22 protein-coding genes are annotated in these 22,943 nt (G+C 54.5%); 4 read left to right on the forward strand and 18 right to left on the reverse strand.

The window, feature by feature from the left end:
* Positions 1 to 10: 10 nt before the first annotated feature.
* Complete coding sequence (locus WB371_RS10090; RefSeq protein ID WP_336220183.1) at positions 11 to 1,048, reverse strand: oxidoreductase; 1,038 nt, start codon at positions 1,046 to 1,048, stop codon at positions 11 to 13.
* Positions 1,049 to 1,305: 257 nt separating this feature from the next.
* On the opposite strand from WB371_RS10090, the gene WB371_RS10095 reads away from it, so the two are divergent.
* Positions 1,306 to 2,010 carry a bactofilin family protein gene (locus tag WB371_RS10095; protein WP_336219937.1) on the forward strand — a complete coding sequence of 235 codons (705 nt, stop codon included), beginning with the start codon at positions 1,306 to 1,308 and terminating at the stop codon, positions 2,008 to 2,010.
* 188 nt (positions 2,011 to 2,198) lie between these two features.
* Entirely contained in the window at positions 2,199 to 2,687 is a 489-nt protein-coding gene (gene yhhY, locus WB371_RS10100; RefSeq protein ID WP_336219938.1) for an N-acetyltransferase, read from the forward strand.
* Positions 2,688 to 2,728: 41 nt separating this feature from the next.
* On the opposite strand, the gene ggt is transcribed toward yhhY, so the two are convergent.
* Complete coding sequence (gene ggt / locus WB371_RS10105) at positions 2,729 to 4,474, reverse strand: gamma-glutamyltransferase (RefSeq protein ID WP_336220184.1); 1,746 nt, start codon at positions 4,472 to 4,474, stop codon at positions 2,729 to 2,731.
* A 120-nt stretch (positions 4,475 to 4,594) separates the two neighbouring features.
* Here ggt and WB371_RS10110 point away from each other — a divergent pair, with 120 nt between their 5' ends.
* Entirely contained in the window at positions 4,595 to 4,972 is a 378-nt protein-coding gene (locus tag WB371_RS10110; protein WP_336220185.1) for a DUF2756 family protein, read from the forward strand.
* Here WB371_RS10110 and ugpQ read toward each other — a convergent pair.
* The 10 genes from ugpQ to livK form a co-directional block, all read right to left on the reverse strand.
* Positions 4,956 to 5,702 (reverse strand): glycerophosphodiester phosphodiesterase, encoded by a 747-nt coding sequence (gene ugpQ / locus WB371_RS10115; protein WP_336219939.1) that lies wholly within the window; start codon positions 5,700 to 5,702, stop codon positions 4,956 to 4,958. The two genes, WB371_RS10110 and ugpQ, sit on opposite strands and share 17 nt — an antisense overlap.
* Positions 5,699 to 6,769 carry a sn-glycerol-3-phosphate import ATP-binding protein UgpC gene (locus tag WB371_RS10120; protein WP_336219940.1) on the reverse strand — a complete coding sequence of 357 codons (1,071 nt, stop codon included), beginning with the start codon at positions 6,767 to 6,769 and terminating at the stop codon, positions 5,699 to 5,701. The genes ugpQ and WB371_RS10120 overlap by 4 nt, the downstream gene beginning before the upstream one ends.
* Position 6,770: 1 nt before the next feature.
* On the reverse strand, positions 6,771 to 7,616 hold the full coding sequence (ugpE, locus tag WB371_RS10125) for a sn-glycerol-3-phosphate ABC transporter permease UgpE (RefSeq protein WP_336219941.1): 846 nt from the start codon (positions 7,614 to 7,616) through the stop codon (positions 6,771 to 6,773).
* The gene (ugpA, locus tag WB371_RS10130) at positions 7,613 to 8,500 is read right to left on the reverse strand and encodes a sn-glycerol-3-phosphate ABC transporter permease UgpA (protein WP_336219942.1); all 888 of its coding nucleotides are present in this window, start codon (positions 8,498 to 8,500) and stop codon (positions 7,613 to 7,615) included. Before ugpA ends, ugpE begins: the two co-directional genes overlap by 4 nt.
* A gap of 104 nt (positions 8,501 to 8,604) precedes the next feature.
* Complete coding sequence (gene ugpB / locus WB371_RS10135; protein WP_336219943.1) at positions 8,605 to 9,924, reverse strand: sn-glycerol-3-phosphate ABC transporter substrate-binding protein UgpB; 1,320 nt, start codon at positions 9,922 to 9,924, stop codon at positions 8,605 to 8,607.
* A 246-nt stretch (positions 9,925 to 10,170) separates the two neighbouring features.
* Positions 10,171 to 10,884, reverse strand: coding sequence for a high-affinity branched-chain amino acid ABC transporter ATP-binding protein LivF (gene livF / locus WB371_RS10140; RefSeq protein WP_336219944.1), 714 nt, complete (start codon positions 10,882 to 10,884; stop codon positions 10,171 to 10,173).
* A 1-nt stretch (position 10,885) separates the two neighbouring features.
* Entirely contained in the window at positions 10,886 to 11,653 is a 768-nt protein-coding gene (livG, locus tag WB371_RS10145; protein WP_042998472.1) for a high-affinity branched-chain amino acid ABC transporter ATP-binding protein LivG, read from the reverse strand.
* Positions 11,650 to 12,927, reverse strand: a complete 1,278-nt coding sequence (livM, locus tag WB371_RS10150) for a branched chain amino acid ABC transporter permease LivM (RefSeq protein ID WP_336219946.1) — start codon at positions 12,925 to 12,927, stop codon at positions 11,650 to 11,652. The genes livG and livM overlap by 4 nt, the downstream gene beginning before the upstream one ends.
* On the reverse strand, positions 12,924 to 13,850 hold the full coding sequence (livH, locus tag WB371_RS10155) for a high-affinity branched-chain amino acid ABC transporter permease LivH (RefSeq protein WP_336219947.1): 927 nt from the start codon (positions 13,848 to 13,850) through the stop codon (positions 12,924 to 12,926). The genes livM and livH overlap by 4 nt, the downstream gene beginning before the upstream one ends.
* 61 nt (positions 13,851 to 13,911) lie before the next feature.
* The gene (gene livK, locus WB371_RS10160) at positions 13,912 to 15,021 is read right to left on the reverse strand and encodes a high-affinity branched-chain amino acid ABC transporter substrate-binding protein LivK (RefSeq protein WP_336219948.1); all 1,110 of its coding nucleotides are present in this window, start codon (positions 15,019 to 15,021) and stop codon (positions 13,912 to 13,914) included.
* Positions 15,022 to 15,443: 422 nt separating this feature from the next.
* On the opposite strand from livK, the gene panM reads away from it, so the two are divergent.
* The gene (gene panM / locus WB371_RS10165) at positions 15,444 to 15,827 is read left to right on the forward strand and encodes an aspartate 1-decarboxylase autocleavage activator PanM (protein ID WP_336220186.1); all 384 of its coding nucleotides are present in this window, start codon (positions 15,444 to 15,446) and stop codon (positions 15,825 to 15,827) included.
* A 37-nt stretch (positions 15,828 to 15,864) separates the two neighbouring features.
* Here panM and livJ read toward each other — a convergent pair whose 3' ends face one another.
* The 6 genes from livJ to ftsY all read right to left on the reverse strand — a co-directional run bounded on the left by livJ (position 15,865) and on the right by ftsY (position 22,880).
* Positions 15,865 to 16,965 carry a branched chain amino acid ABC transporter substrate-binding protein LivJ gene (livJ, locus tag WB371_RS10170; protein ID WP_336219949.1) on the reverse strand — a complete coding sequence of 367 codons (1,101 nt, stop codon included), beginning with the start codon at positions 16,963 to 16,965 and terminating at the stop codon, positions 15,865 to 15,867.
* A 208-nt stretch (positions 16,966 to 17,173) separates the two neighbouring features.
* Positions 17,174 to 18,439, reverse strand: coding sequence for a 4-aminobutyrate--2-oxoglutarate transaminase (locus WB371_RS10175; protein ID WP_336219950.1), 1,266 nt, complete (start codon positions 18,437 to 18,439; stop codon positions 17,174 to 17,176).
* 132 nt (positions 18,440 to 18,571) lie between these two features.
* Positions 18,572 to 19,426: an RNA polymerase sigma factor RpoH gene (gene rpoH / locus WB371_RS10180; protein ID WP_044327806.1), complete on the reverse strand. Its 855-nt coding sequence runs from the start codon at positions 19,424 to 19,426 to the stop codon at positions 18,572 to 18,574.
* 253 nt (positions 19,427 to 19,679) lie between these two features.
* Positions 19,680 to 20,738 carry a permease-like cell division protein FtsX gene (gene ftsX, locus WB371_RS10185; protein WP_336219951.1) on the reverse strand — a complete coding sequence of 353 codons (1,059 nt, stop codon included), beginning with the start codon at positions 20,736 to 20,738 and terminating at the stop codon, positions 19,680 to 19,682.
* Complete coding sequence (gene ftsE, locus WB371_RS10190) at positions 20,731 to 21,399, reverse strand: cell division ATP-binding protein FtsE (protein ID WP_336219952.1); 669 nt, start codon at positions 21,397 to 21,399, stop codon at positions 20,731 to 20,733. Before ftsE ends, ftsX begins: the two co-directional genes overlap by 8 nt.
* Before the next feature lie 2 nt (positions 21,400 to 21,401).
* Entirely contained in the window at positions 21,402 to 22,880 is a 1,479-nt protein-coding gene (ftsY, locus tag WB371_RS10195) for a signal recognition particle-docking protein FtsY (RefSeq protein WP_336219953.1), read from the reverse strand.
* Between the last annotated feature and the right edge of the window lie 63 nt (positions 22,881 to 22,943).

Genomic DNA, 22,943 nt, shown 5'->3' on the forward strand with positions numbered 1-22,943 from the left:
TCTGGTCTGGTTATTTTGCAAGGGTTATCGTGGCGGGAGACGCCTGTTCGAACCCGCGCTCAAGAATTTCAAGATTGGTCAGTACGTCAGATTCCTTGACGTAATTTGGCGTCCCGCGCGTGAGGGTTTCAAAGAGAGCATCATAGACGCGGCCATAGTCGCCCGTTTCTGGTTTCATCTCTTCTTTTACCGTCACACCGTCGTCATTGACGTACTCCAGCAACCCTACGGAATCATCCGCCGCAAAGCCCGGATCGCCCGGCATGATGTTGGCCTTCAGGCTGGTTTCCTGCTGGTCAATGCCATATTTGATGAACGAGCCTTTCGTACCGTGAACGATGAATTTTGGATAGTCGATTTTCACCAGGTGGCTGGTTTTCACAATCACTTTCAGGTCACCGTAAAAGAGCTGCGCTTCAAAGGTGTCATCCGGATTCGCTTTATTGCGCAGGCTGCGAATGTCATACGTTACATGGTCGGGACGGCCGAACAGCGAGATGATTTGATCCAGGGTGTGTACACCCAGGCCATAAAATGCGCCATCTTGTGGTAAACCCGGTTTGGTTTCTGCTAGCGGACGGTAGTAATCGAAGTGGCTTTCCACTTCCACAATCTCACCCAGCTTGCCGCTTTCGATCGCCTTTTTCGCCGTCAGGAAACAGGAGTCGAAGCGACGGTTTTGATACGGCGTCACGATCAGCCCTTTGCTTTGCGCCAGTTCAAACAGGACGTTGGCTTCAATCATCGTGGGGGTGAACGGTTTCTCAACCAGCACGTTTTTCCCGGCTTCCAGCGCCCGTTTCGCATAGTCAAAATGGCTGTCGGCGTGGGTGCAGATAATGACCAGTTTTACCTGCGGATCGTCGAGAACGTCATTAAGATCGCTGGTGAAATGGATATGCGAGTAAATCGGTGCCTGTTCTTCCGGCTTTGCGTGACGGCGGAAGATATGCGCCACATGCCAACTGTCTTTACGGTTGAGAACATACGGAAGGTGGTAGCGGGTCGTACTCTTACCGAATCCGATAAATGCGCAGTGTAGAGTCATCATTCAGTCCCTGGTTAATCGCGATGGGTTAACCATAGCGCAAGGCGTCTTTGAGGGTAATCTTTTTCCGTTTTCCCGCCGGAAGAATACCCTCAACGAATGAATGAATAAAAAACATATCCGTAATTTATAACTATTTCATAAAAAAAACATTTTCAGATTAATAGAGTCAGAAACCGTTTGATCCCATCAATAAAAATCCGGATAAGGATGACGCTGAATCCCCAGGCTCGCTAAAGGAACGATCGGCCTTCAACATGGATAAAAAGTACCTCGCTTTCAATTTTGCGCTTCTGTTCTGGCTACTCGCGCTGGTGGCCTGGTATTTATCCGACACGCTTCTGACAGGGTGTTTTACGGCCCTCTCCTTTACCAGTTTTCTAACCCATGGACTACGTACTCAGGTAATGAACATGTTTAAAAAGAATAAAGACGTTGAGAACAAGCAAGCGGTAATAAATCCGACGCCCGCGCCGGTCGCTGACAAAGACGCGACAGTTGCAGAAAAAAGCGCGACCACCATTATCGCCTGTGACGTCCGCGTCGACGGCAACATTGTGGCTGCCGGGCACGTCTACATTCACGGGACGCTCTTTGGCAACATTGATGCGAAAGACAAGATGATCAAAGTCATGCGTAGCGGCATGGTAGAAGGCAATATTGTCTGCCAGGAACTGATCGTTGACGGCAATGTGGTCGGGCAATGCTCCAGCGACACAATTGAAATTTGCGAGCACGGCAATGTGAACGGCACCCTGTCCTATCGCACGCTGTCGATGAAAAAGGGCGGTATTTTTACCGGAAAAGCCGAAACGCTCCCACCGCTGGAGCAAAAGAACAACGCCGTCGGTATAGTAAAAGAGACGAATGTTGAGATAAAAGAGCCCATTGCGACAGAACAAACAGAGACTGAAGCCGCCACTCGATCTCAGGCAAAAAAAAGCCAGCGAGAAGCTGGCTAAAGTAATACTGGAAGCAATGTGAGCAATGTCGTGCTTTCAGGTTCTCCGCGAGGGTCATCCTGAACGCAAAGCAATAATAATCATTCTCATTTACGTTTGTCCAGTGGTTTTTTGCAAAAAAATGCAGTTGACGGTTTTTTCAAACTCAGCGACTGTAAAATCGCGATTAACCCTGAAGGAGATAAGGAATGAGTGAGATAGTCATACGCCACGCGGAAACCAAAGATTATGACGCTATTCGTCAGATCCATGCTCAACCCGAGGTGTATTACAACACGCTACAGGTTCCTCATCCTTCTATTGAGATGTGGCAGACGCGGCTCGCCGAGCAGCCAGGCATCAAGCAGCTCGTCGCCTGCATCGACGACCACGTTGTCGGACATCTTAGTATCGCCGTCGTTCAGCGCCCACGCCGTAGCCACGTCGCCGACTTTGGTATTTGTGTCGATGCGCAGTGGCAAAACCGCGGCGTCGCCAGCGCGTTAATGCATACCATGATCGACATGTGCGACAACTGGTTGCGCGTTGAACGTATTGAATTAACGGTATTCGCCGATAATGCTCCCGCCGTGGCGGTGTATAAAAAGTATGGATTTGAGATAGAGGGAACCGGCAAGAAGTACGCTCTGCGTAACGGCGAATACGTGGATGCGTATTTTATGGCGCGAATGAAGTGACAAATTGCCGGGTGGCGGCTTCGCCTTACCCGGCAACAAAATCAATACCCTGCCGTTAAATCGTCCACCGAACGCGGATCAGATGCGCCATACAGCGCGCCATCCGGCCCTACCATAATACTCTGGGTACTTCCCATCGCCTCTTTTAGCACCACCTTTTGCCCTTTTTGTTCAAGCAGTTTGAGGGGGTCCGGGCTAAACCCTTTTTCCACCCGCAGCTCATCCGGCAACCACTGATGGTGAAAGCGCGGCGCATTCGTCGCTTCCGCCACGTTCATCCCAAAATCAATACTGTTCACTACCATTTGCAGTACCGTGGTGATGATACGGCTTCCACCCGGACTGCCGGTGACCAGCCAGGTTTTCCCGTCTTTCACCACAATGGTGGGCGACATCGACGACAACGGACGCTTCTTCGGCCCCACGGCGTTTGCGTCACCGCCCACCAGCCCATAAACGTTCGGCACGCCGGGCTTCGCTGAGAAGTCATCCATCTCGTTGTTCAACAAAATACCTGTGTTACCTGCCACAATGCCCGTACCAAAGGTGGTGTTGAGGGTATAGGTCACGGCCACGGCATTACCGTCTTTATCCACCACTGAAAAGTGGGTGGTCTGGTTACTTTCGTAAGGCGCAAGCTTACCCGGACGAATCTCACTGGAGGGCTTCGCCTTGTTGATATCAATCCGCCCGGCAATGGATTTGGCATACGCTTTGTCCGTCAACGCTTGCCACGGCACCTTCACAAAATCCGGGTCACCCAGATATTCTGAACGGTCGGCATAGGCCTGTTTTTCGGCTTCCGCCATCACCTGCATCGCGTCTGCACTACCAAAGCCGTATTTCTTCATATCAAAGTTTTCGAGGATATTCAGGATCTGCACGATGTGAATCCCACCGGATGACGGCGGCGGCATTGAGTACACCTGATACCCGCGATAATCACCGCTGATGGGCGTGCGTTCCACGGCTTTATAAGCGGCCAGATCGTCTTTAGTGATTAACCCGCCGTTTTTCTGCATCTCCTGGGCAATCTGGTCGGCGATAGCCCCTTTGTAAAACGCGTCCGGGCCATTTTCCGCAATCAGTTCGAGGCTTTTCGCCAGGTTCTTCTGCACCAGCTTATCGCCTTTTTTCAGCGGCTCGCCGTCTTTCCAGAAGATCGCTTTGCTGTTTTCATGGTTGGGGATCACTTCACTGCCGTAGGTGTGGAGATCGTCAGCCAGCGCGTCATTGACCACAAAGCCTTCTTCCGCCAGTTTCATGGCGGGACGTATCACTTTGTTCAGCGGCAGCGTGCCATATTTTTCCAGCGCCAGAGAAAATCCTGCCACTGTGCCTGGTGTACCGGACGCCAGGTGCGAGGTCAGCGATTTTTTACTGTCGGGATTGCCCTGCTCGTCCAGGAACATATCGCGCGTGGCGTTAGCAGGCGCCATTTCGCGAAAATCGATTGCCGTGGTCTTACCTTCTTTGGTCCGCAGCAGCATAAAACCGCCGCCGCCCAGGTTCCCGGCTTGCGGATGCGTGACCGCCAGCGCATAGCCCACGGCTACCGCGGCATCCACAGCGTTCCCGCCCTGTTTAAGAATATCCACCCCAACCTGCGTCGCCAGCGCATCCACAGACGCCACCATTCCCTGCTTCGCCCGAACGGGATGGAACACATCCTCTTCCACGCCATACGACACCGGGGGTGGCGGAGGGGGCGCGGCAAGTACGCTGAAGCAGCTTCCTGAGAGCAGAGCAGCAAGGGCTACCCGGCGCAAAAACGTCGGTTGTATCATCATTATTCTCCTTAAGATGTGGGGTCAGCCCCTCACTAAGCCTGGTGCATAACTCTGAAATGATCCTCGTTTCGCCAGGAAAGGCGTAAACTTAAGAAAGACCTCAGAGGAGGAACGATGATGAAACAACTCTTCATTTTGACAGCGCTTATACCGTTTGCCTGTCTCGCACAGCCGATTAACACCCTGAACAACCCGAACCAGCCGGGCTATCAGATCCCCAGCCAGCAGCGGATGCAAACCCAAATGCAGACGCAGCAGATCCAGCAGAAAGGAATGTTGAATCAGCAGTTAAAGACGCAGACGCAAATCCAGCAGCAGCATCTGCAAACGCAGATCAATAACAACCAGCAGCGGGTCCAGCAGGGTCAACCGCGTGAACAGCCGCTGCCGAACATCAATGGCGGAATGCTTAACGGTGGGATGAGCCAACAGAGCGGCCAGCAGCATATGCTACCGCCGCGTCAGAATGGCGATATGCTTAACCCGCAGCGGTAAAGTCCGGGCCAATCAGGTCAATGGCATCGGTACAGATGCAATCCACGCCCCAGCGCAGGAGTTCCGCTGCGCGCTGGGGTTTGTTGACGGTGTACACCAGAATGTGTAATCCCGCCGCTTTAAGCTGGTTGACCCGTGCTTCATCCAGCAGATTGTGGTTCAGATGAATCGACACACACGCCAGACGGTCGGTTAGCTCGCGCCAGTCATCCCGCCACACGTCGAGCAACAGACCTCGCGGTAATTCCGGCACCGCGGCCTGTGCCGCTTCCAGCGCGTCGATATCAAATGACGACAGCAGCGGCTCGGGCATTCCCTGCCAATATTCCCGGGCGGCGAGCGCGATCGCTTTCCCTGTTTGCGGCCCGGTTCCGGTTGTCGGTTTAATTTCGATATTGGCCATCATGCCATGCTGCCGACAGCGCTCCGCAACCTGTGACAGCAACGGCAGCGGTTCGCCTTTAAATTCGCCGCTGTACCAGCCGCCAGCATCCACACGCAGTAAGTCCTGCCAGTTGAGTTCACCTGCCACACCCCAGCCGTTGCTGGTACGCTCCAGGTTATCGTCGTGCAGCAGAAAAATTTCCCCGTCCTTTGAAAGCTTTGCATCAAACTCAATCATGGTATGCCCGTAATGGGCGCCGACGTCTATCGCCGCCAGCGTGTTTTCCGGTGCCAGTTTACCGCCGCCGCGATGGGCGACGATGTGGGGATACGGCCAGTGACTCATACACGTTGTCCTGTTTCACCATCAAAAAGATGTAAATGATTTTCCGGCAGATGCAACCACAGCGTGCTGCCTGCTTCGGGGCGCACCTGATGCGCCAGCCGGACCACCAGTTTCTGTTCGCCCCAGCGCCCGTGCGCCAGATTATCAGCGCCCAGCATCTCCAGCGTGTCCATCACCAGCGGCACACCGCCTTCTGCCTGAGAGCTTAGCGCAAAATGCTCCGGACGGATGCCCAGCGTCATCTTACGCCCGGCATAACGACGCCAGAACCCGTTAATGGGCAGCATCATACCGCTATCCAGCTCAAAGTGCGTCCCCGTGCTGCTGATACGCCCTTCCAGCAGGTTCATCGCCGGACTGCCGATAAAGCTCGCCACAAAGCGGCTGGCCGGTTTTTCATACACCTCCACCGGCGTGCCAATCTGCTCGGCAACGCCTTTGTTCATCACCATGACGCGTTGAGCGAGCGTCATCGCTTCGACCTGGTCGTGGGTGACGTACAGCGACGTGGTATTCAGACGACGGTGCAATTGCTGTAGCTCCAGGCGCATCTGCACACGCAGTTTGGCATCCAGGTTCGACAACGGTTCATCAAACAGGAAAACCGCTGGATCGCGTACAATGGCCCGCCCCATCGCCACACGCTGACGCTGACCGCCGGAAAGCTCGCGGGGTCGGCGTTTAAGCAGGCCGTCCAGTTCGAGAATACGCGCCGCTTCTTTTACCCGCTGTTCAATATGGCCCTTGCCCATCCCACGGATTTTTAGTCCCCAGGCCATATTCTCTTCCACACTCATGTGCGGGTAGAGCGCGTAGTTCTGAAAGACCATCGCGATGCCTCTGTCTTTCGGCTCCATCTCGGTCACGCGCTGACGGTCAATCCAGATATCGCCGCTGGTCACGCGCTCCAGCCCGGCAACCATGCGCAATAGCGTTGATTTACCACAACCGGACGGACCGACCATCACAATGAATTCCCCGTCCGCCACATCCAGCGTCAGCGGTTGGATCACCTGGGTTTTGCCATCCCAGCTTTTGGTAACTGCCTGTAATTTCAAACCTGCCATCTTATTTCTCGCTATCGACCAGGCCGCGCACAAACGCACGCTGCATGGCTAAAACAATCACTACAGGGGGAATGAGGGTTAGCAGCATCGCCGCCATCACCTGATTCCACAATGTGGTGCCTTCACCGGTGGCGATCATGCCTTTGATCCCCGCTACGGCGGTGCCCAGATTGACGTCGGTGATAATCAACAGCGGCCACAGATACTGGTTCCAGCCGTAGATAAAGGTAATGACGAACAGCGCCGCCAGATTGGTTTTCGACAGCGGCAATACGATGTCGCGGAAAAAACGCATCGGTGACGCGCCATCAATCCGCGCCGCTTCAATCAGTTCATCCGGCAACGTCATAAAGAACTGGCGGAACAGGAATGTCGCCGTCGCCGAGGCCATCAGCGGCAGGGTTAACCCTGCGTAGCTATCGAGCATTTTCAGGTTGGCGATCACCTCTACCGTCGGGAAAATACGCACTTCGACCGGCAGCATCAGGGTGATAAAAATCATCCAGAAGAACAGGTTACGCAGGGGAAAACGAAACCACACGATGGCAAAGGCGGAGAGCATCGAGACGGCGATTTTGCCTACCGTGACGCCAAACGCCATGATGAAGCTGTTGAGCATCATCAACCAGAAGGGCGCACTGTTTACCCCGACACCGTTGACCCAGATGTTTTTCATGTTCTCCAGCAAATGCGTGCCGGGAACGAGCGTCATTGGCGTTGCAAACACCGCGTTGTTGTCCAGCGTTGCCGCGACAAACGCGACGTACAGCGGAAACAAAATCACCGCAATCCCCAGTATCAGCATGGTGTGGCTGAATATCGTCAGCCCGCGACGGTTCTCAATCATTGGTAACGCACCTTACTTTCCACATAGCGGAACTGCACCACCGTCAGAATGATGACGAGGAACATCAGCACCACCGATTGCGCAGCGGAGGCAGAGAGATCCAGCCCGGCAAACCCTTCGCGGTAGATCTTATAAATCAGCGTCGTGGTGGCCTGCACCGGGCCGCCTGCGGTCGCGGCGTCGATAACCGGAAACGTATCAAAAAAGGCATACACCAGATTGACCACCAGCAGGAAGAAACTCACTGGCGCTATCAGCGGTAACGAGAGTCTGAAGAAGCGGCGGATCGGCCCTGCGCCATCAATCGCAGCAGCTTCCACCAGCGAACGTGGGATCGACTGCAACGCGGCAAAAAAGAAAAGGAAGTTGTAACTAATCTGCTTCCACACAGAGGCGAAAACCACCAGGAACATCGCCTGGCCGCTGTTCTGCGCATGGTTCCAGTCATAACCAAACTGCTCAAGGAAGTGGGTGATCAGTCCGCGTCCTGGGTTAAACAGGAAGATCCACAATACGGCGGCGACGGCGGGCGCGACGGCATAAGGCAGCAACATCAGCGTCTGGTACAGGCGACTGCCACGCACCACGTAATCCACCAGGGCGGCAAAAAACAGCGATACCAGTAGACCGCTGAAGGTCACCAGCGCGCTGAATTTGATTGTGGTCCAGAAGGCGTCGAGATAGTAGCTGTCATGAAACAGCGTGACGAAATTATCCAGCCCGACAAACTGGCTGGACAGCCCAAACGGATCGACACTTTGTAGCGAATACCACAACGCTTCGCCCGCGGGCCAGATAAAGAAAATGACGGTGATCGCCAGTTGTGGCGCGACCAGCAAATAGGGCAGCCAACGCGAGCGAAACACCGGACGGGATGATGACATTGAGATAGTTGTCCTGAACTGTGCCGGGTGACGGCTGCCGCCTTACCCGGCCTACAGGAGATACCCCGTAGGCCGGATAAGCGCAGCGCTATCCGGCATTTCCATCATTTAGACTTCGTCGACTGCTCAAAGCGACGCAGCAACTGATTACCACGTTCTACCGCAGAGTCCAGCGCCTGCTGCGGCGTTTTCTTGCCGGTCCACACGCTTTCCAGCTCTTCATCGACGATAGTACGGATCTGCGGCATGTTGCCCAGACGCAGCCCTTTAGTGAACGGTAACGGTGGCTTGTTCAGCATCTGACGCGTCGCGATATCTGCGCCAGGGTTCTTGTCATAGAAGCCCTGCTCGCGGGTCAGATCGTAAGCGGCTTTGGTGATTGGCAGATATCCTGTCTTCTGATGCCATTCCGCCGCGTTTTCCGGTTTGGCCAGGAAGTCGAGGAACTCGGCAACGCCTTTGTAGGTAGCGTTGTCTTTACCCTGCATCACCCACAGGCTCGCCCCGCCGATGATGGCGTTCTGCGGCGCACCTTTAACGTCGGCGTCGTAAGGCATCATACCTACGCCATAATTGAATTTGGCGTAATGACGAATATCCGCCAGCGATCCGGAAGAGGCCGTGGTGATAGCACAATCACCGTTATAGAACTTCTCGGTGGATTCGTCTTTTCGTCCGAAGTAGCTGAAATCGCCCTTCTTGTTCAGTGCTTCCAGCAGGGCGATGTGCTTCACCTGCTCCGGCTTGTTGAACGCCAGCACCGCGTCCGTGCCGTCGAAACCGTTGTTTTTGGTGGCGACCGGCAGACCATGCCAGGCACTGAAATTTTCAATCTGGATCCAGCCCTGCCAGCCGCTGGCGTAGCCACACTTCATCCCTGCGGCTTTCAGCTTCGCAGTGTAGTCCGCCAGATCCTGCCAGGTTTTCGGTGGCTGCTCAGGATCTAAACCGGCTTTCTTGAAAGCGTCTTTGTTGTAATACAACACTGGCGTGGAGCTGTTAAACGGCTGCGACAGCAGATGCCCGGTTTTTGAATCGGTGTAGTAACCGGAAACGGTCGGAACAAACTGAGACTCATCGAAGTTGATGCCCGCGTCTTTGAAGACTTCGTAAACCGGTTTGATCGCTTTCGAGGCCATCATGGTGGCGGTACCCACTTCATAAACCTGCAACAGCGCCGGCGCATTCCCCGTGCGGAACGCGGCGATGCCTGCGCTCAGGCTCTGCTCGTAGTTACCTTTGTACACCGGCACAATCTTGTAATCCGGGTGGGTGTCGTTAAAACGTTGCGCCAGGGAGTCAACCTCCTTCCCCAACTCTCCTTCCATGGAATGCCAGAACGGAATGGTAGTGACGGCCATTGCATTCGTCGCAAAAGTCAGACCAACAGCCAGACCCAAAGCGGTGTGTCGTAACGATGTCATTGTCATTATCTCTCTTATTGTGCCGGATGCGCGAAACCACGCGTTTTATGCTCGGGAGGTAACATGACATGCGCGAATGACAGAAAGATAACCGTCAGATGACGAAGCGATGACAGTCAGGCTTCAGATGAATGACGTTTCAGTGGCAAGAAAACAGAAAAAAGCCGGGCGGCGGCTTCGCCTTACCCGGCCTGGTCGATCCTGTAGGCCCGGTAAGCGTATGCGCCACCGGGCAATACAAACGGCTCAGCCGCCTAAATACGCGCTACGCACCGCTTCGTTGGCCAACAACGCGTCGCCCGTGTCTTCAAGAACGACATGACCGTTCTCCAGCACATAGCCGCGATCGGCCAGCTTCAGCGCCTGGTTGGCGTTTTGCTCGACGAGGAAGATAGTCATCCCCTGCTCGCGAAGCTGTTCGATGGTATCGAAGATCTGCTGGATGATAATCGGCGCCAGCCCCAGTGAAGGCTCATCAAGCAGCAGCAGGCGCGGCTGGCTCATCAACGCACGACCAATCGCCAACATCTGCTGTTCACCGCCGGACATGGTGCCCGCCCGCTGGATACGACGCTCATGCAGACGTGGGAACAGTTCGTATACCCACTTGATGCGCTTCTGGAACTGGTCGCGCTCGGCAAAAAAACCGCCCATCGCCAGGTTCTCCTCAACCGTCATACGGGAAAAGACGCGACGCCCTTCCGGTACAATCGCCACCGCTTCACGCATGATTTTCGCCGTTTGCCAGTCGGTAATGTCTTTGTCATCAAACACAATCCGACCACTGGTCGCGCGCGGGTCGCCGCACAGCGTGCCGAGCAGCGTGGTTTTCCCTGCGCCGTTCGCACCAATCAGCGTCACAATTTCACCCTGATTAATGTGCAGACTTACCTCATGCAGCGCCTGGATTTTGCCGTAGTGGGCACTGACTTTGTCAAAAGACAACATGACTTTTTCCATCTTATGCCTCACCCAGATATGCGCGGATCACGTCCGGGTTATTACGAATCTGCTCCGGCGTCCCGTTCGCCAGCGGCGTCCCCTGGTTCACCACATAAATACGATCTGAAATCCCCATCACCAGCTTCATATCGTGCTCAATCAACAGGATTGTGGTGTTGTGATGGTTACGCAGTTCGGCAATCAGTTCATCCAGCTCTTTGGTCTCTTTCGGGTTAAGACCCGCCGCCGGTTCATCCAGCATCAGAATCTCTGGCTGCGTCACCATGCAGCGGGCAATCTCCAGACGACGCTGATCGCCATAGGCCAGGTTGCTGGCCTGACGGTTCGCATGTTCCAGCAACCCGATACGCTCAAGCCAGGTCGCGGCCCTGTCCAGCGCTTCGCTCTGCGCCCGCCGGAACGCCGGTGTTTTCAGCAGACCGGAAAACACGCCGGTTTTCAGTTGCTGATGCTGTGCCACCAGCAGGTTTTCAATCACCGTCATTTCGCGAAACAGACGCACATGCTGAAAGGTTCGCACCACGCCCATCCGGGCAATTTGTTGTCCCGGCAACCCTTCAAGGTGCTGATCGCGAAGCTTAATGGTGCCGCCCGTCGGCTTATAAAAACCGGTCAGGCAGTTAAACACCGTGGTCTTACCGGCGCCGTTCGGCCCAATCAGCGACACAATTTCTTGCGGATGCAGTTCCAGTTCAACGTTGTTCACCGCCAGCAGACCGCCGAAGCGCATCATCAGGCCGTTAACCGATAATAAGGGCTGACTCATGCCTGCTCTCCTTTCGTTTCCCCGTTTTTCAGCTTCAACTGTGGACGGGTCATCGGCAGCAAGCCCTGCGGACGCCAGATCATCATCAGTACCATCAAACCACCCAGCATCAACATGCTGTATTCATTGAAGTCACGCATCAGCTCACGCGACACCACCAGCAGGATAGCAGCCAGGATGACCGCGAACTGCGAGCCCATTCCGCCAAGCACCACAATCGCCAGCACAAACGCCGATTCGGCAAAGGTGAACGACTCAGGGCTGACAAAGCCCTGACGCGCCGCAAACAGCGTACCGGCGAACCCGGCAAACGCGGCGCTGATGGTAAAGGCGGTCAGTTTGATGCGCGTCGGGCTTAAGCCTAACGAGCGACAGGCAATCTCATCTTCACGCAGCGCTTCCCACGCACGGCCCAGCGGCATACGCAGTAGACGGTTAATCACAAACAGGCTCAGCACCACCAGCAGCAGGGCGACCAGATACAGGAAAATCACGCGATCGGACGGATCGTATTTCACGCCAAAAAAGTTGCTGAAGGTATCCCAGCCGCCTTCCCGCGCGGTCCGGCTGAACTCCAGGCCAAACAGCGTTGGTTTCGGGATCTGGCTAATCCCGTTTGGACCGCCGGTCACTTCGGTGTTATTGAGTAGCAAAATACGGACGATCTCGCCAAATCCGAGTGTGACAATCGCCAGATAGTCGCCGCGCAGACGCAGCACCGGGAAGCCCAGCAAGAAGCCCGCGGCTGCCGACACCAGCCCCGCCAGCGGCAGACAGGTCCAGAAACCGAGACCGTAATAGTGGTTCAGCAGCGCGAAGGTATACGCGCCAATGGCATAGAAGCCGCCGTATCCGAGAACCAACAGGCCGGAAAGCCCGACAACCACGTTCAGCCCCAGGCCGAGGATGATGTAAATCATGGTCAGCGTGGCGATATCCACCGTACCGCGCGAAACCATAAACGGCCACGCCACGGCAATGACCAGCAGCGCAATCAGGAACAGCTTCTGCTTTACGGTTGAGCCATCAATCGCCGGCAGAATAAACTTCGGCCCGGAGACACTCTTCAGGCTCTTCTGGAACACCGGGCGCAGCATCTGGAAGAAGAAAACCACGGCGGTGCCAATAAATACCCACTGCCAGCGGATGTCCGAGGCGGTATCCACCACCAGTTTCGTACCGTCCAGTTCCAGTTGAACGCCCATAAAGACGCCTGCCAGAACGAAAAACATGGCGGCAGAGAGCAGCGCCATCGCAAAATGCATCGGTTTCATACTTTCTCTACCTCCGGACGACCCAGAATACCGGTCGGCATCACCAGCAGAACCAGAATCAGCAGGGCGAACGACACCACATCTTTGTATTCCGTACTCAGATAAGCAGAAGAAAGCGCTTCAGCGACACCCAGAATCAGGCCGCCAATCATCGCGCCAGGAATACTGCCGATCCCGCCAAGCACTGCGGCGGTGAAGGCTTTCATCCCGGCCATAAAACCGATATAGGGGTTGATGACCCCGTAGAACTGTCCGAGCAGCACACCGGCAACCGCCGCCATCGCCGCGCCAATAACGAAAGTAAGCGCAATCACGCGGTCCGTGTTAATTCCGAGCAGGCTGGCCATTTTCAGGTCTTCCGCGCAGGCGCGACAGGCGCGTCCCATGCGGGAGTAACGGATGAAGAGCGTCAGCGCCAGCATCGCCAGGAAGGTCACGACCCAGATAACCAGTTGCATGGTGGTAATAGATGCCGAGAAGTTATCGCTGGCGCCGACGACCCATTGCCCGTTGAACAGGCTGGGCAGCGCCACATCACGTGACCCTTCCGTCAGGCTGACGTAGTTTTGCAGAAAGATAGACATCCCAATCGCGGAGATGAGCGCAATCAGACGTTTGGAACTCCGCACAGGCCGGTAGGCCACGCGTTCGATACTCCAGCCGTAGGCGCTGGCAATGATAATTGCACCGATAAACCCGGCAGCCACCAGCAGCCAACTCGTATCAATGCCCATCATCATGAGCGCCGCGATAATCATGAAAGAGACATAACTGCCGATCATATACACCTCGCCGTGGGCGAAGTTGATCATGCCGATAATGCCATACACCATGGTGTAACCGATGGCGATCAGCGCGTAGGTGCTGCCCAGCGTGACGCCGTTAAACATCTGCTGCAAAAAGTACAGGAACTGCTCGGACATAAGGTAACCTTTCTCAACCCGCCCGCGTTGAGCGGGCGGTGGGATAACTTGTCTTCAGGTACTACTTCGCGACGGTTGAGGAACCATCCGCGTGCCACTGGAAGACACCAAATTCAAATCCCTTCAGATCGCCTTTTTCATCCCATTTCAGCGGCCCAATCACGGTATCAGCACCGTTCGCTTTTAAATCTTTCACCAGATCCAGCGGTTCTTTACTGCCAGAACGATCCATTGCCGTGGCCAGTGACTGCACCGCAGCGTAGGTGATCCACACATAAGGACCGGACGGATCTTTTTTCTCGGCTTTCAGCGCGTCAACGATCGCTTTATTAGCCGGATCCTGGTCATAGCGTTTCGGCATGGTGACCAGCATGCCCTCAGCAGCCTTACCGGCGATGTTAGACAATGACGAATTGCCCACGCCTTCCGGCCCCATAAACTGGGTTTTCAGTCCGACGGAGCGCGCCTGGCGCAGCATCTGGCCCATTTCCGGGTAGTAGCCGCCATAGTAGACAAAGTCGATGTTTTCTTTTTTCAGACGTGCGATCAGCGCGGAGAAATCTTTCTCACCGGCGGTGATGCCATCAAAGAAGACGATATTGGCCTTCGCCGCTTTCAGCGCGTCCTGAACGGAACGCGCCAGACCTTCACCATACTGTTGTTTATCGTGAATGATGGCGATGCGCTGCGGCTTGACGTTTTCAAGAATGTATTTCGCGGCAGTCGGCCCCTGAGAAGAGTCCAGCCCGGCCGTACGCATGATGTGCGCGTAACCGCGCTGGGTCAGTTCCGGGTTGGTCGCGCCAGGCGAGATCATCAGAATGCCTTCGTCTTCGTAGATATCCGACGCAGGCTGAGTAGAAGAAGAGCAGAGGTGACCAATCACATACTGAATGCCGTCATTGACGATTTTGTTCGCCACCGCCACGGCCTGTTTCGGATCGCAGGCGTCGTCATATTCCACAGCGACCAGTTTGTCGCCTTTGATGCCGCCTTTCGCGTTGATGTCCTTGATGGCCTGGCGCGCGCCGTTGAATTCCATGTCGCCCCACTGTGCCACCGGGCCTGACATCGCCCCCACCACGGCAACTTTTATCTCTTCTGCCATTGCCGCCTGCGACATCGCCAGTGCAATCACCCCTGCGATGATCGTTTTCGCATTCCGTTTCATTGACTGAATCCCCATTCGTGATGATGTACTTATTTTGTATTTATATGGTTAAAAAGCAGACTGTGCTTTTTTTGAACTACACTATTTTTACCAGTCTGATTAATGGTTTAGCGCAGCATTTTTCGCAAAAACAGAGTAAAACCTCTATTTTTCAGTCTATTAAGAACAGATAATATTCTGCTTTTTACCATAGATAAACAAAAAAAAGCGCACTTGTCAGCATAAAATAACGGCATAAAGAGCCGAATAAAACGCTACCTTCCAGGGTATTATCCTGCCTGTTTTTCATTCTTTGATGTTTCGAACTGAGGTTCTGACCTTCAAAAAACTAATCACCTGCCAAATGATTTAAAAAAGAGAAAGCGTCCGGATGAATTATTTCGGTACACTGCATGCTCTTTTGTGATTTGGACACGCTGTCGATGAAGCTGACCATCATTCGTTTAGAACACTTTAGCGATCAGGACCTGATCGACCTGGGCAAAATCTGGCCGGAGTACTCCGCCGCCTCTTTAAGCGTAGATGAAACGCACCGGATCTACGCGGCACGGTTTAACGAGCGTTTGTTAGGCGCGGTGCGCGTTACCCTGAGCGGCACTCAGGGCGCGCTGGACTCTCTGCGCATCCGTGACATCACGCGGCGTCGTGGGGTGGGAAAATATCTGCTGGAAGAGGTGATTCACGACAATCCCGCCGTCACCGCCTGGTGGATGGCGGATGTTGGCGTGGAAGACCGGGGCGTGATGGCGGCGTTTATGCAAGCGCTGGGATTTACCGCACAGCAAACCGGCTGGGAAAAACGATAAAAAAGCCGGGTGGCGCTATCGCTTACCCGGCATTCAATTACTTCGCGTCGGTCGCCGTACCATTGGCATGCCAGTTAAACACACCGAATTCAAAGCCTTTCAGATCGCCCTTCTCATCCCACGACAGCGGCCCCATTACGGTATCCACAGAGTTCGCTTTCAGCCAGGTGGCGATTTCAGCCGGATCGGCTGACTGGTTCAGGCCCGCCTGCAAAGATTGCAGCGCGGCGTAGGTGGTCCAGACGAACGCGCCGCTCGGATCCTGCTTCTTGGCTTTGATCGCATCCACAACAGGTTTGTTCGCAGGAACCTGATCGTAGTTCTTCGGTTTCGTCACCAGCAGACCTTCTGCGGATTCACCGGCGATGTTAGACAGCGAAACGTTCGCAACCCCTTCCGGCCCCATGAACTGCGTTTTCAGACCCGCTGCACGCGCCTGGCGCAGGATCTGGCCCATTTCCGGGTGATAGCCGCCGTAGTAAACGAAGTCGATATTCTCTTTCTTCAGACGCGCCACCAGCGTGGAGAAGTCTTTCTCACCCGCGGTGATCCCGTCAAAGAACACCACGTTCGCGTTGCCTTTCTTCAGATTCTCCTGCACCGCACGCGCCAGACCTTCGCCGTACTGTTGTTTGTCATGGACAATCGCAATACGCTGCGGTTTGACTTTTTCCAGGATGTATTTCGCCGCCGTTGGGCCCTGATCAGAATCCAGCCCGGTCGTGCGCAGCACCAGCTTATAGCCGCGGGCGGTCAGTTCCGGCGCGGTGGCTGCCGGGGTGATCATCAGAATGCCTTCGTCTTCGTAAATATCAGACGCGGGCTGAGTGGAAGAGGAGCACAGATGGCCGATAACGTATTTGATGCCGTCATTGATCACTTTGTTTGCGACCGCGACCGCTTGTTTCGGGTCACAGGCATCATCATATTTTACGATTTGCAGCTTTTCGCCTTTGATTCCACCTTTGGCATTAATGTCTGCAACCGCTTGTTCGGCGCCCGTAAACTCCTGGTCGCCGTACTGAGCTACCGGACCGGACATCGCCCCGACAACGGCCACTTTGATATCAGCCTGAGCCATTGTGCTGAATGCCAGCGCGATACATCCTGCCAGTAACGCTTTACCCTTCATATTCATCCTGACTTTCCCCATTCTTCTGGTTATTACGATTGTTGTGATGTTGTTTTGTAGCGCTTTATTCCAGTTATTGGTGTGCATCACGCGCTTTTTCAGCACACTCTGCTAAAACATACCCCATTTTTATAATTTTGGAATAGCTAATTTGACAGACAGATAACAACTTAGTGACATAACGTCGTGCCGCCCGGTCAGGGACGGCACAGGTTTATCGTGTCAGCGAGCGGGTAATAATGTTGAGCGCATGGCGAAATTGCGCATCCGGGATGGTGAGCGGATAGAGAAAACGAATGACATTGCCATACACACCGCAACTCAGCAGCAGAAGTCCTTCCTGCAAGGCGCGATCCTGCACCTGGCGGGTAAATTCCGGGGAAGGTTGCCCGGTGTGCGGATCGTTAAATTCCGCTGCCACCATCGAGCCCTGCGCGCGAATATCAGCAATAAACGGACACGCCGCTTTCGCCTCATTAAGCGTCCCGACAAGAATCGCGCCCAACTCAGCGGCGCGGGCGCAAAGACGCTCCTCATCAATCACATCGAGTACCGCGTGCGCCGCCGCAACGGCTAACGGATTCCCGGCATAGGTTCCCCCCAGACCGCCCGGCGCAGGCGCATCCATCACCTCAGCCCGTCCTGCGACCGCAGAAAGCGGCATACCGCCCGCCAGACTCTTCGCCATGGTTATCAGGTCTGGCTGCACGCCGTGGTGTTCCATCGCAAACAATTTTCCCGTACGGGCAAAGCCGGTCTGCACTTCATCGGCAATCAACAGGATCCCGTGGGTATCACACAAGGCCCGAAGCGCCTGCATAAAATCCGTGGGGGCGACGTTAAAACCCCCTTCCCCCTGAACCGGTTCAAGGATAATGGCCGCCACCTGATCCGGCGCGATATCCGCTTTGAAAATACGCTCAAGGCTTTGCAATGCCTGCGCGGTGCTCACGCCATGCAACGCGTTCGGATACTGGGCGTGATACACCGAGCCGGGAAACGGGCCAAAACCGATTTTATATGGCGCCACCTTACCGGTCAGCGCCATTGTCATAAAAGTGCGCCCATGAAAAGCACCGCCAAAGGTAATTAATCCAGGTCGTTTTGTGTATGCGCGGGCAATTTTTACTGCGTTTTCTACCGCTTCGGCCCCCGTAGAAAAGAACGCCGTTTTCGCCGGTCCCTGAACCGGGACGCGCGCATTGATCCGTTCCGCCAGCCGGATATAGCTTTCATAAGGAACAATCTGGTAAGCGGTATGGGTAAAAGAGTGGAGCTGTTTTTCAATGGCGGCGACGACTTTTGGATGGCGATGCCCGGTATTCAACACCGCGATGCCCGCAGCGAAATCAATCACCTCACGGCCTTCCACATCCCACAATGTGGCGTTTTCCGCTCTCTGCGCGTAAAAACTACACATCACACCGATCCCGCGCGGCGTCGCCTGTAAGCGCCGCTCATTCAGTTCATTATTTTTCATTTTCATTCCCCTAAGATGCGCACAACCCATCGGTAAGTGTTTGCCAGGGGAGAGGAATTCGCCAGAGCAGGCGTTAAAAAAAACAAAAACCCCGGACAGTTATCCAGGGTTTTAGCGGGGACGTCGCGGGAATTATGCTTCGATAGCAGCGCGAAGTTTTTTCATCGCGTTCTTTTCAAGCTGACGAACACGTTCAGCAGAAACGCCGTAGCGATCGGCCAGTTCCTGTAGCGTGGACTTGTTGTCTTCGTCCAGCCAGCGGGCGCGGATAATATCCTGGCTACGCTCGTCGAGGCCTTCCATCGCATGAGTCAGCTTGTTGGCAGCCTGGTCTTCCCAGTTGTCCTCTTCAATGCCGTCAGCAAAGTTAGAGGTTTTATCCTGCAGATACAGGACCGGCGCCATCGGCTGGCTGTCAGACTCATCGTCTGAAGACATGTCAAAGGTCATGTCCTGCGCCGCCATACGCGATTCCATCTCGCGCACGTCTTTGCTGGAAACACCCAGCTCACGCGCCACCATTTCCACTTCGTCCTGGTTAAACCAGCCCAGACGCTGCTTGGTTTTACGCAGATTAAAGAACAGCTTACGCTGTGCTTTGGTGGTCGCCACTTTGACGATACGCCAGTTACGCAATACGTATTCGTGGATCTCAGCTTTGATCCAGTGCACGGCGAAGGAAACCAGGCGCACACCCACTTCCGGGTTGAAACGGCGCACGGCTTTCATCAGGCCGATGTTACCTTCCTGAATCAGATCCGCCTGCGGCAGGCCATAGCCCGCGTAGTTACGAGCAACATGAACAACAAAGCGCAGGTGAGACAGGATCAGCGTCTTAGCTGCTTCCAGATCGCCCTGGTAATGCAGCTTTTCAGCCAGTGCCCGTTCTTCGTCAGCCGATAACATCGGCCACGCGTTCGCAGCCCGGATGTAAGATTCCAGGTTACCAACAGGGGCTAAAGCTAAATTTTGCATTTCTTTGGTCATTCAAATCCTCTCAATTTTTATCGTCTGGCACCACAGCGATAGATATCAGCAACAACCGTGCCAGCGTTAACGAGCAACGAGATTAGCATTCACTCTTTTATCAGACCGTGATTTTATCCACAAGTTCAATGCAACACTGTGTATAAATTACTCACAAATTGTGACACGAAGATGAAAAACGGGGAAGAGCCAACGGAGACTCTTTCCCTGCGAACGGAAATCCATTGCAGGGAAAGATTATATCACGATTTTATTAATCGGGAGTAAAGTGACGTAAATGTTGAACCGTCGCAAGCCATGCCGCCACCCAGCCAATCATTGAGCACACCAGCAGAAGCAACAGGCACTCATCAAACGATAAGCCATTGAGATCAAACTTCGTGCCGAAAACCTGCGCCACTTCCGTGACCGCCGACGACAAACGCAACACCAAAATCTCTGACAAAATCAGTGAAAGAAATGCACCGGAAAAACCGAGCAATGCGCCACCGTAGAGAAACGGACGCAGGATAAATCCATCCGTTGCGCCAATCAGTTTTTGCACGTTAATGGTATCGCGACGGGCAAAGATGCTTAAACGCACGCTGTTACCAATGACGAGGAAGACTGCGGCCACCATCAGTACGCCGATCATCGCCGAAACGCGTCCGACCAGCCCGGTCAACGCCGACAAGCGCGCAAACCAGCTATCGTCCATGCGCACCTCATCAATCCCGTTGATGCGGGAAATTCGGTCGCGCAAGGTGTTCAGCGAATCGGTACCCTGAAAGTCGAGCTTCGGGATCACCACCGCCACGGCGGGCAGCGGGTTCTCTTCCAGCATATCCAGCGCACCGCCGAATCCGGACCAGTTACGGAATTCGCCCAGGGCATCTTCACGGGACAGATAATTCACCTTTTCCACGCCCTGCTCGGCCTGAAGTTGCGCCACCACGCCTGCCGCTGCATCATCATTCAGCGTTTTTTGCAGATAAACGGTGATTTGCGGAGACGGATAATACTGTGTCGCCGCCTGGTTGACGTTTTTGTAGACCATGTAGCAGACACTCGGCAGCGTCAGAGAGATGGCAATCACCATCACCGTCAGAATCGTCGCCAGTGGTTTGCTTTTCAGGTCCTGTAACGCCCCCTGAAACGCGTAGCGAACCTGCTCGTTAAAAACGTTGGTTTTACGCGAGTTCGGCTTCGGTGACGGTTTCGCACGTTTTGGCGTGTTACGCCCACCGTCGCCGGAGCTGCCGCCGGAACGACGAAAACGGTCCAGACGTCCACCGAACTGTTTGATTTGGTTAATCGCGTCGCGCTTATTCACGGGCTTCGCCTCCATGCAGGTGTCCATCGCTTAAGGTCAGCATGCGGTACGAACGACGGGAGATAAGCCCGATGTCATGCGTCGCCATCAGAACCGTCACCCCGACGCGGTTAAACTCTTCGAACAGACGCAAGATCCCTTCCGACAGCGCGTCGTCCAGGTTACCGGTCGGTTCATCCGCCAGCAGTACCGCAGGCTTATTCACCACCGCACGGGCGATCCCGACACGCTGCTGTTCCCCCCCGGAGAGTTGAATCGGGAAGTTTTTCGCTTTGTCCAGCAGCCCGACCTTGTCCAGCGCGGCCGACACACGACGACGAATATCGTCCCCGCTGGCCCCGGCAATAATCAGTGGGATCGCCACATTGTCATAGACCGTTCTGTCCATCAGCAGGTGGTGATCCTGGAAAATCATGCCGATCTGACGACGCAAAAACGGCACTTCACGGTTTTTCAGACGCGTAATGTCATGCCCACTGAAGAGGATTTTCCCGGCGCTGGGCCGTTCGATCCCACAGATAAGCTTGAGCAGAGTACTTTTCCCCGCGCCGGAGTGGCCGGTCAGGAACGCCATCTCGCCTGGCTGCATATGGAACGTTACGCCCTGCAGCGCTTGTCTCCCACCGAGATAGGCCTTGCTGACATGTTCAAAGCGAATCATTGTTAATCCTCTCGGGCAAAAAGTGCCTCAATAAAATCGTCCGCTTTAAACGGACGTAAATCCTCGATACGTTCGCCCACACCGATATAACGGATTGGGATGCCAAACTGATCGGCCACCGAGAAGATCACCCCACCTTTCGCCGTTCCGTCAAGCTTGGTCAGGGTAATACCGGTCAGGCCCACCGCCTCATGGAACAGTTTGGCCTGGCTTATCGCATTCTGCCCGGTGCTGGCGTCAAGCGTCAGCATAACTTCATGCGGGGCGTCTTCGTCCAGTTTCTTCATCACGCGAACGATTTTTTTCAGCTCTTCCATCAGATGCGATTTGTTTTGCAGACGGCCTGCGGTGTCCGCAATCAGTACGTCGATGTTTCGCGCCTTCGCGGCCTGAATAGCATCGAAGATAACGGAAGCAGAGTCCGCGCCAGTATGCTGGGCAATAACCGGAATATGGTTACGCTGGCCCCAGACCTGTAACTGCTCAACGGCAGCGGCGCGGAACGTATCCCCCGCCGCCAGCATCACGGATTTACCCTGTTGCTCAAACTGACGCGCCAGCTTACCGATGGTGGTGGTTTTCCCCACGCCGTTGACGCCCACCATCAGAATCACAAACGGCGTTTTGCCTTCCACGTTCAGCGGTTCATCGACTTTCGCCAGGATTTCGCCCATCTCGTCTTTCAGCAGACCGTACAGCGCCTCAGCGTCTTTTAGCTGCTTGCGGCTGGCGCCTTCCGTGAGATTAGCGATGATTTTGCGTGTGGTTTCCACCCCCACATCCGCAATCAGCAGTTGTTCTTCCAGCTCTTCAAACAGATCATCGTCGATCTTTTTACCGCGAAACAGGCTGATAAATCCGGAACCGAGATTTTCTTTCGTTTTCAGCAGGCTGCGTTTCAGTCGCGCGAAAAAGCCCTCTTTTGTTGGTTTTTCCTGCTCCTGGGTCATCTCTTCAACGGGCGCGTCGTCTTCCACCACTGGCGTGACGATCATCGCCTCTTCTGCCGCTTGCGCCGCCAGCGCCTGCGCTTCCAGCTCCTCATCGGTCAGCTCAGGTTCGTACTGCGCTTCTTCTTCCACCGCCTCAACAATCTCAACGGTTTCCGCTTCCGCCTGCCACTCTTGCGGTGATGTGTCGTCTTCGGCTTTCACCTCTTCCGGCAGCGGTAATTCTTCATGCTCAATGGCAATCTGCGGGTCAACGGTCTCTTCAACCGTCTCGTTAACCACGGGCTCCGGCTCAACTGGCGGCAGTTTTTCGATCTCCTGAACCTGTTCAGTGACCTCAACCACCTCTTCTGCAAAGGCTTCTGTCTCTTCCTTGCTGTGAACGGACGTTTCTACGTCAGCCACCGTTTCAGCGGGCGCGTCGGACGGTAACTGCGCTTCAACACTTTGCTGTTCTTCGGTTTTTTGTTCCTGCTCTTTTTCACCAAAGCCCAGCCAGGAAAAGAAGCCACGTTTTTTCTGTTTTGCCATCTGCGACTACACTCCTCGCAACGCTGTATACATGGAAGCTAAAAAAATGATGAAATAGTCTAT

This window comes from Citrobacter amalonaticus (assembly GCF_037053465.1).
In the GTDB taxonomy this organism is placed as follows: Bacteria; Pseudomonadota; Gammaproteobacteria; order Enterobacterales; family Enterobacteriaceae; genus Citrobacter_A; species Citrobacter_A amalonaticus_H.

Excerpts from the sequence above, each read along its gene's own strand:
- WB371_RS10090 (WP_336220183.1), bottom strand. The coding sequence starts at position 1,048 with ATGACTCTACACTGCGCATTTATCGGATTCGGTAAGAGTACGACCCGC.
- WB371_RS10095 (WP_336219937.1), top strand. The coding sequence starts at position 1,306 with ATGGATAAAAAGTACCTCGCTTTCAATTTTGCGCTTCTGTTCTGGCTA.
- yhhY (WP_336219938.1), top strand. The coding sequence starts at position 2,199 with ATGAGTGAGATAGTCATACGCCACGCGGAAACCAAAGATTATGACGCT.
- ggt (WP_336220184.1), bottom strand. The coding sequence starts at position 4,474 with ATGATACAACCGACGTTTTTGCGCCGGGTAGCCCTTGCTGCTCTGCTC.
- WB371_RS10110 (WP_336220185.1), top strand. The coding sequence starts at position 4,595 with ATGAAACAACTCTTCATTTTGACAGCGCTTATACCGTTTGCCTGTCTC.
- ugpQ (WP_336219939.1), bottom strand. The coding sequence starts at position 5,702 with ATGAGTCACTGGCCGTATCCCCACATCGTCGCCCATCGCGGCGGCGGT.
- WB371_RS10120 (WP_336219940.1), bottom strand. The coding sequence starts at position 6,769 with ATGGCAGGTTTGAAATTACAGGCAGTTACCAAAAGCTGGGATGGCAAA.
- ugpE (WP_336219941.1), bottom strand. The coding sequence starts at position 7,616 with ATGATTGAGAACCGTCGCGGGCTGACGATATTCAGCCACACCATGCTG.
- ugpA (WP_336219942.1), bottom strand. The coding sequence starts at position 8,500 with ATGTCATCATCCCGTCCGGTGTTTCGCTCGCGTTGGCTGCCCTATTTG.
- ugpB (WP_336219943.1), bottom strand. The coding sequence starts at position 9,924 with ATGACATCGTTACGACACACCGCTTTGGGTCTGGCTGTTGGTCTGACT.
- livF (WP_336219944.1), bottom strand. The coding sequence starts at position 10,884 with ATGGAAAAAGTCATGTTGTCTTTTGACAAAGTCAGTGCCCACTACGGC.
- livG (WP_042998472.1), bottom strand. The coding sequence starts at position 11,653 with ATGAGTCAGCCCTTATTATCGGTTAACGGCCTGATGATGCGCTTCGGC.
- livM (WP_336219946.1), bottom strand. The coding sequence starts at position 12,927 with ATGAAACCGATGCATTTTGCGATGGCGCTGCTCTCTGCCGCCATGTTT.
- livH (WP_336219947.1), bottom strand. The coding sequence starts at position 13,850 with ATGTCCGAGCAGTTCCTGTACTTTTTGCAGCAGATGTTTAACGGCGTC.
- livK (WP_336219948.1), bottom strand. The coding sequence starts at position 15,021 with ATGAAACGGAATGCGAAAACGATCATCGCAGGGGTGATTGCACTGGCG.
- panM (WP_336220186.1), top strand. The coding sequence starts at position 15,444 with ATGAAGCTGACCATCATTCGTTTAGAACACTTTAGCGATCAGGACCTG.
- livJ (WP_336219949.1), bottom strand. The coding sequence starts at position 16,965 with ATGAATATGAAGGGTAAAGCGTTACTGGCAGGATGTATCGCGCTGGCA.
- WB371_RS10175 (WP_336219950.1), bottom strand. The coding sequence starts at position 18,439 with ATGAAAAATAATGAACTGAATGAGCGGCGCTTACAGGCGACGCCGCGC.
- rpoH (WP_044327806.1), bottom strand. The coding sequence starts at position 19,426 with ATGACCAAAGAAATGCAAAATTTAGCTTTAGCCCCTGTTGGTAACCTG.
- ftsE (WP_336219952.1), bottom strand. The coding sequence starts at position 21,399 with ATGATTCGCTTTGAACATGTCAGCAAGGCCTATCTCGGTGGGAGACAA.
- ftsY (WP_336219953.1), bottom strand. The coding sequence starts at position 22,880 with ATGGCAAAACAGAAAAAACGTGGCTTCTTTTCCTGGCTGGGCTTTGGT.